The following is an 11,751-nucleotide window of genomic DNA, read 5'->3' as shown; positions in this document are numbered from 1 at the left end:
TAGTCCGGCATCAACCAGGGGTGCGGGTAGGACGACAGGCCGTTGCCGTCCACTTCCTCGCGGTACTTGTCCAGCTGCGATTCCTCCAGCCGCCCCTCCAGGTAGGAGCGGGCGTAAATGCCGGGGGATGAGTGCCCCTGGAAATACACCAGGTCGGCATCGCGTTTCTCATCACCACCGTGGAAGAAATAGTTGAAGCCCACGTCATAAAGGGTGGCCGCTGAGGAAAACGAGGAGATGTGCCCGCCCAGCTCACCTGGGCGCTGGTTGGCCCGCAGCACCATGGCCATGGCATTCCAGCGGATCAGTGAGCGAATCCGGCGCTCCATGAACAGGTCGCCCGGCATACGGGCCTCACGGGTGACGGGAATGGTGTTCCGGAAGGGTGTGGTGATGGAGTAAGGCAGCTCGGTGCCATCGCGGCTGGCCCGCTCCGACAGACGCTCCAGAATGAACTTGGCGCGCTCGACACCCTCCTCTTCGATCAACGACTCCAGCGCATCCAACCATTCACTGGTTTCAACGGGATCATCATCTTGATACATCAAACCCTCCCCTAAGCCTCAAAAGCGCGGGGCCGGCGCCAATAACCTGGCCGGACCCGCGACATGATACGAGATAAGATTCAAGTGCAGGCTGTTGCCATAACGTTTCAGTACAGCATAGAACAGGATACGTATCTTGCCCGTCCTGAACCCGGCACTCCGTTCTTGTCAGTTGATAATTGCCCTGCTATCCGCACCCCGACGCAAGAAGGTGGTATTTTTACTACAAATATTCGGGCGCTTCAAATGTCCTCTGCCCCAAAACCGCCCATACCGCGGGCGGGCGAGCCTGGAGACTACTCCGGATTCGGCTTTCGCAGACTACTGGGCCGCACCGGACTCGGACTGGCAATTTACTATCCATGCCAGTATCGACAACAGGTACGACCGGTAACAGCAAATGGGTTCAACCCGGGTGCGGGTCGAAAAATGTCAGCGCAACAGAATGACCCGATTCGGGGCCAGCCACAACACGATTACGACCAATGTCGTATGTTTACTACAGTCGCAAGCTAACCTTTCCGCACTAAACAAAGATTCCCGGCACAGACTCCAATGCTTTTAATAAAAATATTATTAAAAACAGATAATTGGAGATACTCCATAATGCCTGCCTCGGACCGGCGGAATTGATTTTAATTAGTCCTGAAAATATTCCCGCCTTTCTGTATACTTTTCGGCCTGTTTTTTGGCCGGCACAAACCATCGCCCGGGTTCCGGGCCCGCCCTGCCAGGGTCAGGGTTGTGCCTGAAGTTTCGCAACCAGAAGAGTAGAGGGCGATCCATGAATTCCATCGTCACCTTTCCCAACCGGATTCCCGCTGTCGAGTTCGAGGAACGGCGTTTTCAGGTTTACACCGACAAGCAGCTGGACAAGATCGAGGTCATCCAGAATCTGCCCGCCGACACCCTGTTCGAGATGAAGGTGGTGGCCAGCGTGCTGCCCTTCCGGGTCAATGAGTATGTGATCAACGAGCTGATCAACTGGGACAAGGTGCCCAACGACCCGATCTATCAACTGGTGTTCCCCCAGAAGGGCATGCTCAAGGACGAACATTTCGAGCGCATGGCGCAGATGCACCGGGACGGCGCAGACAAAAAGGACATCCAGGCGGTGGCAAAGGAGATCCGGGACGAGCTCAACCCCCACCCGGCCGGCCAGATGGAAATGAACCTGCCCAAACTGGATGGCGAGGTACTGGAAGGCGTACAGCACAAATACCGTGAAACCGTGCTGTTCTTTCCCGCCCAGGGCCAGACCTGCCACTCCTACTGCACTTTCTGCTTCCGCTGGGCCCAGTTCGTAGGGGATAAGGACCTCAAGATGGCCAGCACCGATGCGGCAAAACTGCACGGTTATCTGAGGGAACACCCGGAAATCTCCGACCTGCTGGTGACCGGCGGCGACCCCATGGTGATGAAGACCAAGAACCTGGTGCAGTACCTGGAGCCGCTACTGGAACCCGAGTACGACCATATCCAGACCATCCGTATCGGCACCAAGGCGCTGACCTTCTGGCCGTATCGGTTCGTCACCGACAAGGACGCCCAGGAACTGCTGGACCTGTTCGCCCGGCTGGTGGATGCCGGCAAGCATGTCGCCATCATGGCCCACTACAACCACTGGCAGGAAATCACCACCGACATCGCCGAGGAGGCCATCCGGCGTATCCGCTCCACCGGCGCCGAGATCCGTGCCCAGGGCCCGCTGATCAAGCATGTCAACGACGACGCCGACGCCTGGGCGAAACTCTGGAAGAAGGAAGTTCAGCTCGGCATCATCCCCTACTACATGTTCGTGGAGCGGGACACCGGCGCCAAGAACTACTTCGAGGTGCCCCTGGCCGAGGCCTACGAGATCTACCGGGAAGCCATGAAACGGGTCTCCGGCCTCGGCCGCACTGCCCGCGGCCCCTCCATGAGCGCCGGCCCCGGCAAGGTGGAGATACAGGGTATTGCCGAGATCAAGGGCGAGAAGGTCTTCGTGCTGCGCTTCCTGCAGGGCCGCAACCCGGACTGGGTCCAGCGGCCATTCTTCGCCAAGTACAGCGATACCGCCACCTGGCTGCATGAGCTGGAGCCGGCTTTCGGGGAGGAGAAGTTCTTCTTCGAGGACGAGTACGACCAGATGCGCAAGGGCAACGGCTAGGCCCAAACCAGCGCCGCGTAACCGGAAAGCCGGGCCCCTGGGTCCGGCTTTCCGCTCTCTGTCTGTCGCCTTCGTTGCCGCAGCAGCCCCGCTGTGTTTCCATGGACCGGTGGCCATACAGCATTCGGACGCCCGCTCCGGCACGCGCACCGACACGCCACACCTGTAGCGGCAGCTCCATGAGCCTGCGGTACATGCTCGCTGTTGTTCACCGTTTCGCCGGGGCCAGGCGCCCGAGAAATCCAACGAGCGGGAGCAAAACCGATGAACAGACATCGCATCCTGTCCCACCCCCTGTCCCACCCCCTGACAGCGGCAGCCATCCTCATCACCGGGCTGTTCCTGACGACCGCCAGCAGTGCCGCCCCGGCCATGCTTGAGGACGAGAAGAACACCATGTCGATCTCCGAGCAGGCCGGCCCCAGTGTGGTCGCGGTCCGCCTGTCCGGCGCCCAGGGCATGCCCGGCAGCGGCAGTCAGCGGGGCTTCACCGGTGGCAGCGGTTTCGTGGTGGATGACCAGGGCCGCATCATCACCAACTTTCACGTGGTCGCCGCCGCCCTGGCTGATCCCAAGGACGAGAGTCTGGACCTGGCCGAGGGCGCCAGCATTTCCATCTCCTACGCTGGCAATCCTGAGCAGGAATACCCGGTTAACCTGGTGGGCGCCAATCCCGACATCGATATGGCCCTGCTTGAACTCAAGCAGCCCGACCAGGCACCCAAACGGGAACCGCTGCCGCTGGGTGACTCGGACGAGGTTCGGGTTGGCCAGAAAGTCATTGTCATCGGCAACCCCTTCGGCCTGCACTCCAGCGTTACCGCCGGTATTGTTTCCGGCGTTGAACGGGAGCGCCCGGGCCTGGTGGGTATCAAGATCCCCTATATCCAGACCGATGCCGCCATCAATCCCGGCAATTCCGGCGGCCCGATGCTGAATTCCTCGGGCCAGGTGATCGGCATCAGCAACGTGGTATTGAGCCCGGCCGGCACCTTTGCCGGCATCAGCCTGGCGGTACCTGTCAACCTGCTCAAGGAGAGTCTCGGCGATCTTCGCGACGGCGGTCTGAGTGGCCTGGCGGCGGCCATTACCGATTTGCCGGAGAAACCGCGCCTGGGCCTGCAGGTGGAAGTCACCATGAACCAGTATCCCCAGGGCCTGCGCAAGGAGCTGGGCCTGCCCTCCCGGGGCGTGGCCGTGACCTCCGTTGCCGAAGGCGGTCCCGCTGCCCAAGCCGGTATCCAAGGGCCTCAGCGGGCGCTTTCTCTTGGCCCCATGGCTCTGCCGTTGGGCATGGATGTGATCACCGGCATTGAGGGCAAGCAGGTGACCACCCCCCTGGACGTGCAGCGAGAGATCCTCAAGCACGGTGAGGGCGACACCGTCACCCTGACGGTCTGGCGCGACGGCAACGAGCGCCAGGTGGAGATCACCCTGAAACGGGTGGATGTCGGGAACTGAGCAAATCCGAGGCAAGGTACGCGCGCGGGGCCGATGGCGGCTTTCATCGGATTCCGCTGCGCCCTGCCTCACCGGCTTTTCTTGGGCACGAACCCCTCCGGCTTGTCCTTCAGCCAGTCAACGAAGTTCCGCAGTTCGGCAAGTTCCAGCAGCCGCTCCCGCGTGTTGAAGTGCAGACCCAGTTCATGCTCGGAAGCCGCCTTGTGAATGGCGTTATGGCAGGGCCGGCAGACCCAGAGTGTACGGGTAATCAGGTCTTCCCGACTGAACAGCTTCTGGAAGCGCTTCTTGCTGTGCAGGTGCCTTGGGATCAGATGGTGACGGGTGAGCCTGGCCACCGGCCGGCAGCAGAGTTCACAGTTGTCGGGTTGGGGCGGAAGTCTGTACATACTGACCGGCGGTGCGAATGGCCGGGGTCAGATGAAAGCCTTCACCTGACCCCGGGGGCTCAGTGCATCAGGGTATAGAGTTTGCGCCGATAGGTCCGCACGTCCGGGTTGTTGTTGCCGAGTTTCTCGAACAACTCCACCAGGGTGGTCTTGGCGATGCCGTCCCGGTAATCGGGCGCCACCCGCATCAGCCGGATCAGCAGCTCCATGGCTTCGGCGTTCTGGTCTTTCAATACGTGCTGAAGCGCCAACTGGTGCAGTGCCGCCGGATCATCGGGGCTGGCCTGCAGGGCCTTCTCCAGCTCGGCCACCGGCGGCAGTTCCCCGGCCTGCTTCATGAACTTCAGGCGGGCCGCCAGCTGCTTGGCCTTGTGCTGCATCTTCTCTTCCGGCGGCAGGCTTGCCAGCACACTCTCGGCGGTCTCGAGATCACCGGCCTCGGCCTTGAGCTGGGCCAGGTCGATGAGCACCTTCAGATCATTGGGGTCTTTCTGGTTGAGTTCTGTGAGAATCGCCAGGGCACCGTCCACATCCCCGTCCTCCCAGAGACGGTGGGCGGTTTCATAGGGATCCTCCGCCGGCGCTTCCACGTGTTTTTCCAGCACCTTGCGGATCTCGCTCTCCGGCAGTGCGCCATTGAAGCCGTCCACCGCCTGACCGTTTTTCACCAGGATCACCGTGGGCAGGCTGCGGACCCCCAGGCTGCCTGTCAGCTCCTGCTGCTGGTCGGCATTGACCTTGGCGAGCAGGAAGCCACCCTGGTACTCGTTGGCCAGCTTTTCCAGAATCGGCATCAGCTGCTTGCAGGGTGCACACCAATCGGCCCAGACATCCACCAGCACCGGCGTTGTCATGGAGGCCTGCATGACCTGGTCCTGAAAATTCTCGATGGTGGCGTCAAAGACGTAGGGCGAGTCGTTCATTGGAAATCCTGTCTGATCTGAAAGTGGCCGGAAGGCGGATAGTACCCAGCAAATGGCTAGTACCCGGCAAGTCGATAGTACCCACCTAAGTAGAGTCACCGCGAGCGATTTCAAGCCTGCCGAGGGACTTGCGTTCAGGGCGACTTGAAAAGCGGCACTGAGCCGTCACATAGGAATGCATCTACCCACTGACCATGACACGGGACACTGACACGGTATGAACGATGACCACCGTAACGACGACCTGGACAATACAGTGAGCGAACACGATGACCTGGACGACATCACCGAATACATAGGCAAGGACGAAAGCAGCCACAGCCTCGCCCTGGCCAGGCAGACCATGCCCCGGCGCATGTACATCCTGCCGGTCAATAACCGACCCTTCTTTCCGGCCCAGGTCCAGCCGGTGGTTGTGAACCAGAAGCCGTGGCACGAAACCCTGAAACGGGTCAGTGAGACCGACCATCACGTGCTGGGCCTGTGCTACCTGGACCAGGCGGACCCGGACAATCCGGTGCCAGACAGCAAGGACCTGGAGGTCATGGGCTGTGCCGCCCGCATCCACCATGCCCAGAGCGAGAGCGGCAAGCTCCAGTTCATCGCCCAGGGCCTGCAGCGCTTCCGCATCGTGCAGTGGCTGCGCCGGCGCCCGCCCTTCCTGGTGGAGGTGGAGTATCCGGAAGAGCCGGAGGAGCCCAAGGAAGAGCTCAAGGCCTACACCCTGGCCATCATCAGCGCCATCAAGGAGCTGCTGCGCTCCAACCCGCTCTATGGCGAGGAAGTGAAGCAGTACCTGTCGCGCTTCGGGCCGGAGGACAGCTCACCGCTGGCGGACTTCGGTGCCTCCATGACCAGCGCCAAGGGTCATGAGCTGCAGGACGTGCTGGACACCGTGCCCCTGTTGCGGCGGATGGAAAAAGTCCTGCTGCTGATGCGCAAGGAACAGGAAGTGGCGCGCCTGCAGGCCGAAATCAACGAAGAAGTCAACGACAAGGTCCAGAAACACCAGCGCGAGTTCTTCCTGCGGGAACAGCTCAAGGTGATCCAGCGCGAGCTGGGCATCGCCAAGGACGACCGCACCGCGGATGCCGAACGCTTCCAGGAGCGCATGGCCGAGCTGTCGCCACCGGAGCATGTCCAGGTGCGCTTCCAGGACGAGTTGCAGAAACTCCAGGTCCTGGAGCAGGGTTCGCCCGAGTACGGCGTTACCCGCAATTACCTGGATTGGCTGACGCAGGTGCCCTGGGGCAAGACCTCCGAGGACCATTTCGACCTGTCCGAGGCCCGCCGTATCCTGGACCGGGACCACGACAGCCTGCACGACGTCAAGGACCGCATCGTCGAGTTCCTGGCCGAGGGCTCCTTCAAGGGCGAGGTCTCCGGCTCCATCCTGCTGCTGGTGGGGCCACCGGGTGTGGGCAAGACCTCCATCGGCCGTTCGGTGGCAGACGCCCTGGGGCGGGAATTCTACCGCTTCAGTGTCGGCGGCATGCGGGACGAGGCCGAGATCAAGGGCCACCGCCGCACCTACATCGGCGCCATGCCCGGCAAGTTCGTGCAGGCGCTGAAGGACTGCTCGGTGTCCAACCCGGTGATCATGCTGGACGAGATCGACAAGATCGGCACCTCCTACCAGGGTGACCCCGCCTCGGCGCTGCTCGAGACCCTGGACCCGGAGCAAAACCGGGAATTCCTGGACCATTACCTGGACGTGCGGCTGGACCTGTCCAAGATCCTGTTCATCTGCACCGCCAACCAGCTGGACACCATTCCCCGGCCCCTGCTGGACCGGATGGACACCATCCGCCTGTCCGGCTACATCGCCGAGGAAAAACTGCAGATCGCCAAGCACCACCTGATCCCGCGACTGCTGAAGCGGGCCGGGCTCAAGAAGAAGCAGCTCAGCATCACCGATGCCGCGGTCAAGCAGATCATCGAGGGCTACGCCCGCGAGGCCGGGGTCCGCAACCTGGAGAAGCAGCTTCACAAGATCATCCGCAAGGGCATAGTGAAACTGCTGGAAAGCCCGGATCAACAGGTCCGGGTGGGTGTGGGCGACCTGGCGGGCTACCTCGGCCAGCCGGTATTCCGCAAGGAAAGGTCCATGAAAGGCGTCGGCGTGGTCACCGGCCTGGCCTGGACCGCCATGGGCGGGGCCTCACTGAGCATAGAGGCGTCCCGTATCCACAGCAGCCAGCGTGGCTTCAAACTCACCGGCCAGTTGGGCGACGTGATGAAGGAATCGGCGGAGATCGCCTACAGCTATATCTCCTCGAACCTCAAACGCTTCAAGGCCGATACCGCCTTCTTCGACAAATCCTTCGTGCATCTGCACGTGCCGGAGGGCGCCACCCCCAAGGACGGGCCCAGTGCCGGTGTCACCATGGCCACCGCCCTGCTGTCCATCGCCCGTAAGCAGGCACCCCAGCAGACCGTGGCCATGACCGGGGAACTGACCCTGACGGGCCAGGTGCTGCCAGTCGGCGGTATCCGCGAGAAGGTGATTGCGGCCCGGCGCCAGAAGATCACCACCATCATCCTGCCGGACGCCAACCGTGGCGATTACGAGGAACTGCCGGACTATCTCAAGGAGGGACTGGTGGTGCACTTCGCCAAGCAGTACAGCGATGTCTACCAGGTCTGCTTCAGCGACCCGCCCGGCAGCCGCAACAACAGCGTGCACTGAAGAACAGACCGCCGGGTGTAATGCCCGGCGGTCGTCTGTCTGGCTTCAGGACTGGTGACTGAACCGGTCCACCAGGTTGTGGAGGTTCTCCGACAGCTCGCGGAACTCGCTGCCCAGGCGGTCGGCGGTGCCGGCGCGGTCGGAACTCATGTCCGCCAGTTCGGCGATGCTGATGATCTGGCGGTTGATCTCGTCCGCCACCTGACTTTGCTCCTCGGTGGCCGCCGACACCTGCAGCGACTGATCGGTGATCCGGCCCACCGCCTCGACAATCTCCTGCAATGAGCGCTCGGCCTCGCGAACCTTGTCCAGGCCGGAGCCGGCCACCACTTCGCCTTCACGGGTGGCGGCCACAGCGTCATCCACCTGTTTGCGGAAGCGCTCGATCACATCATGGATCTGGCCGGTGGACTCCCGTGTCCGGCGCGCCAGATTGCGGACCTCGTCCGCCACCACCGCAAAGCCGCGGCCCTGCTCTCCGGCCCGGGCGGCCTCGATGGCGGCGTTGAGAGCCAGCAGGTTGGTCTGTTCGGCGATCTCGGTAATCAGGTTGGTGGCGTCCCCAATGCTGCTGGTGGACCGACCCAGTTCCTCCACCGCGTTGCCGATCCCGTGGACCCGCTCCACCAGTTGTTCGATTGAATCCAGGGCACTGCGGGACAGCTGGGAGCCACGGCCGGCGTGATCATTGGCCTGCTCCGCCTCGCGGGCGCTGGCCGCCACACTCTGGGCCACTTCCTGGATGGAGGTGGTCATCTCGTTCATGGCCGAGGCGGTCTGGTCGGTTTCGGCGCGCTGGCGATCAATGTAGCGGGCGCCCTCGCTGATGGCGGCACTGCTCCGGACCGCCATGGCTTCCAGGTCGACGGCGCGGTCCTCGATGCGGGTCAGCGCCGTGCGCAGGCGGGCCTGCTCGCTGATCAGCAGCAGCGACAGCTGGCCCACCCGGCCCGGCTGGTCGCTGTACATCAGCGCCACCAGCGGATCCCGGAAGGCATCCGGGCGCAGGTCCAGCAGAGTCTGGGTGCGGCGATGAAAGCCGGACAGCACCAGCGCCATCGCCAGCAGGTTGGCCACCACCACCGCAGTCGCCCCCCACACCGGGCCGGTGTAGAGCACCGCCGGCACGCTGATCAGCAAGGCCAGCGCAAAGGGCCAGGCGGCCAGGACACTGGCGCGGGCGGACGAGCGCGCCACCAGTGATGTCTTGCCCTTGTTGATGGCGTCATAGACCTTCTCGGCCCGCCGGATCTGATCCCGGGTGGCGGTTGCCCGCACCGACTCGTAGCCCACCTTGCGGCCGTTCTCGAGAATGGGCGTGACGTAGGCGCTGACCCAGTAATGGTCCCCGCTCTTGGCGCGGTTCTTGACCACGCCCATCCAGGGCCGGCCTTTCTCCAGGGTGTCCCACATGTGCTGGAACACCGCGGCCGGCACGTCCGGATGGCGGATCAGGTTATGGGCCTGGCCGATCAGCTCTTCCCTGCTGTAGCCGCTGACCTCAACGAACTCGTCGTTGCAGTGGGTGATGACACCCTTGAGTGTGGTGGTGCTGATCAGCCGGGCGTCTTCCCGCATGGGGATTTCGCGCTGGGTGACCGGAAGATTGCGACGCATGGACTGGAACAACCTCACTGAATGCTGGAAATGACCGCAGACCGACCACCTGGTGCCGGAGCTACTCTGCTTGAACAGGGGATAACTGCACTGGGGGATATAACGGCAGAACGGATACATATTTTAGCGCCGGACCAAAAAAAAGCCCGACACAAATCGATCGGGCTTGAGCTGGGACAAGTTTGCTGGCGGCCAGGGCGGGACCTATTGCCCGCCACCGGTCTCCCGCCAGCCGTCTTCCCGCAGCACGGGGCCGACGTCCAGTACCGGCGAGGCGTCGATGTCGTCGGCGTCCATCATGTTCGCCACCCGCTGCAGGGATGCGATGATCATGGTCTGCTCCCACTCGTGCAGGCTCTGGAACTTGCGGATGAACTCCTCCTGCAGTGGCTGCGGCGCGCGGTCGAGAATGGCCACACCCTCCTCGGTGAGGTGGGCATGGACCTTGCGCTTGTCCCGGGTACTGCGGACCCGGTAGATCAGTTTGCGGTGCTCGAGCCGGTCGAGGATGGTGGTGACCGTGGCCTGGCTCAGGCTGACCTTGTCGGCGATTGTGCCGATGGTGACTTCGCCCAGGTCCCGGATGGACCGCATGATCAGCAGTTGCGGCCCGGTCAGGCCGGCGTGTTTGCTCAGACGCTTTGAATGCAGGTCGGTGGCACGGATAACCCGCCTGAGCGCAACCAGAACCTGCTCGTAATTGTTCACATCAAGACTCCCATCCGCCGCTTCGGCGCGGTCCGAATTATAGGCGGTGAGCTTTTTCGAGTACAAAACCTTTCCACTCGACATTGCGCGACGGCCTCCCTACAGCCCGTGGGCCGGTCTTCCGGCCCGGATTCCGTTGCCACTCCCGGACAGGGGGCAGCAAACGCCGGGCCATTTACTTATAGCACTAACTATTAGAGGTCTTTGCACCTGTAAATGCAAGTTCTGCCACCTCCAGGGCTGCACCATGGCGGCGACCGCCGCCCCGAAAACGGGCACCGACCGGCTCCCTGACCGCTGTTCCAATGCGGCTGTATCCGCTCTTTAAAGCGGCGTGGTATTTGCGTGTCGACTCTGCGAAACTGCGTCTACCAGGTCACGCTGAAATCCTGACAGCAGGAAATCCGGGGTGGCTTGACAATAACCGGGGGCTAGTGTTTTTTAGTCCGTCGTAGACCACAAGAAGAACCCTGACCCAAAGTAGGACAGACCCATGAGAACATCGGTAAAGAAACTGGCAGCAAGCATTGGTGCCTCCGTCGCCCTGATGGGTGCCGGTAGCGCTCTGGCGGAAATCAAGATTGGTATTGCCGGCCCTATGACAGGACCGGTTGCCCAGTATGGCGACATGCAGTTTTCAGGCGCCCGCCTGGCCATTGAGCAGATCAACGCCAATGGCGGCGTAATGGGCGAGCAGCTCGAAGCAGTAGAGGTGGACGACGTCTGCGATCCCAAGCAGGCCGTTACCGTTGCCAACCGTCTGGTGAACGAAGGCGTTCGCTTCGTGGTTGGTCACCTGTGCTCCAGCTCCACCCAGCCCGCGTCCGACATCTATGAGGACGAAGGCATCCTGATGATCACCCCGGCCTCCACCAGCCCGGAAATCACTGCCCGCGGTTATGACCTGGTGTTCCGCACCATCGGCCTGGACAGCATGCAGGGCCCGGTTGCGGCCAATTACCTGGCCAGCCAGAAGCCGGAGCGTGTGGCGGTTATCCACGACAAGCAGCAGTACGGTGAAGGGATCGCCACCGCCGTCCGTGACACCCTGGTGGACGCCGGCGTTGAAGTGCCGATGTTCGAAGGTATCACCGCCGGTCAGAAGGACTTCTCTGCCCTGGTATCCAAGCTCAAGCAGGCGGACGTGGACTACGTCTACTACGGCGGCTACCACCCGGAGCTGGGCCTGATCCTGCGCCAGGCCGCATCGGCCAACCTGGACGCGGAATTCATGGGCCCTGAAGGCGTGGGCAACAAGGATATCAACACC

8 protein-coding genes and 1 pseudogene are annotated in these 11,751 nt (G+C 62.3%); 4 read left to right on the top strand and 5 right to left on the bottom strand.

The window, feature by feature from the left end:
• A pseudogene (gene aceE, locus R3280_RS13655) lies at positions 1 to 545 on the bottom strand (pyruvate dehydrogenase (acetyl-transferring), homodimeric type); the annotation flags it as partial.
• Between the two features lie 784 nt (positions 546 to 1,329).
• Here aceE and R3280_RS13650 point away from each other — a divergent pair.
• Positions 1,330 to 2,694 (top strand): lysine 2,3-aminomutase, encoded by a 1,365-nt coding sequence (locus R3280_RS13650; protein ID WP_318999163.1) that lies wholly within the window; start codon positions 1,330 to 1,332, stop codon positions 2,692 to 2,694.
• 264 nt (positions 2,695 to 2,958) lie between these two features.
• Complete coding sequence (locus R3280_RS13645; RefSeq protein WP_318999162.1) at positions 2,959 to 4,155, top strand: S1C family serine protease; 1,197 nt, start codon at positions 2,959 to 2,961, stop codon at positions 4,153 to 4,155.
• A gap of 68 nt (positions 4,156 to 4,223) precedes the next feature.
• On the opposite strand, the gene R3280_RS13640 is transcribed toward R3280_RS13645, so the two are convergent.
• Together R3280_RS13640 and trxA are read right to left on the bottom strand one after the other, a co-directional pair.
• Entirely contained in the window at positions 4,224 to 4,544 is a 321-nt protein-coding gene (locus tag R3280_RS13640) for a hypothetical protein (protein WP_318999161.1), read from the bottom strand.
• Between the two features lie 59 nt (positions 4,545 to 4,603).
• Positions 4,604 to 5,467 (bottom strand): thioredoxin, encoded by an 864-nt coding sequence (gene trxA, locus R3280_RS13635; RefSeq protein ID WP_318999160.1) that lies wholly within the window; start codon positions 5,465 to 5,467, stop codon positions 4,604 to 4,606.
• A 217-nt stretch (positions 5,468 to 5,684) separates the two neighbouring features.
• Between trxA and lon the strand changes: the two genes are divergently transcribed.
• The gene (gene lon / locus R3280_RS13630) at positions 5,685 to 8,156 is read left to right on the top strand and encodes an endopeptidase La (RefSeq protein WP_318999159.1); all 2,472 of its coding nucleotides are present in this window, start codon (positions 5,685 to 5,687) and stop codon (positions 8,154 to 8,156) included.
• 45 nt (positions 8,157 to 8,201) lie between these two features.
• Here lon and R3280_RS13625 read toward each other — a convergent pair whose 3' ends face one another.
• Both R3280_RS13625 and R3280_RS13620 read right to left on the bottom strand, forming a co-directional pair.
• Positions 8,202 to 9,773, bottom strand: a complete 1,572-nt coding sequence (locus R3280_RS13625) for a PAS domain-containing methyl-accepting chemotaxis protein (protein WP_318999158.1) — start codon at positions 9,771 to 9,773, stop codon at positions 8,202 to 8,204.
• A gap of 204 nt (positions 9,774 to 9,977) precedes the next feature.
• Complete coding sequence (locus R3280_RS13620; protein ID WP_318999165.1) at positions 9,978 to 10,481, bottom strand: MarR family transcriptional regulator; 504 nt, start codon at positions 10,479 to 10,481, stop codon at positions 9,978 to 9,980.
• A 493-nt stretch (positions 10,482 to 10,974) separates the two neighbouring features.
• On the opposite strand from R3280_RS13620, the gene R3280_RS13615 reads away from it, so the two are divergent.
• A partial coding sequence (locus R3280_RS13615; protein ID WP_413468782.1) for an ABC transporter substrate-binding protein occupies positions 10,975 to 11,751 on the top strand: 777 nt, incomplete at its 3' end.

Source organism: Marinobacter sp. (genome assembly GCF_033722195.1).
In the GTDB taxonomy this organism is placed as follows: Bacteria; Pseudomonadota; Gammaproteobacteria; order Pseudomonadales; family Oleiphilaceae; genus Marinobacter.
The sequence above is the reverse complement of the archived record's forward strand: the minus strand, read 5'-3'. Positions and strand labels throughout refer to the sequence as shown.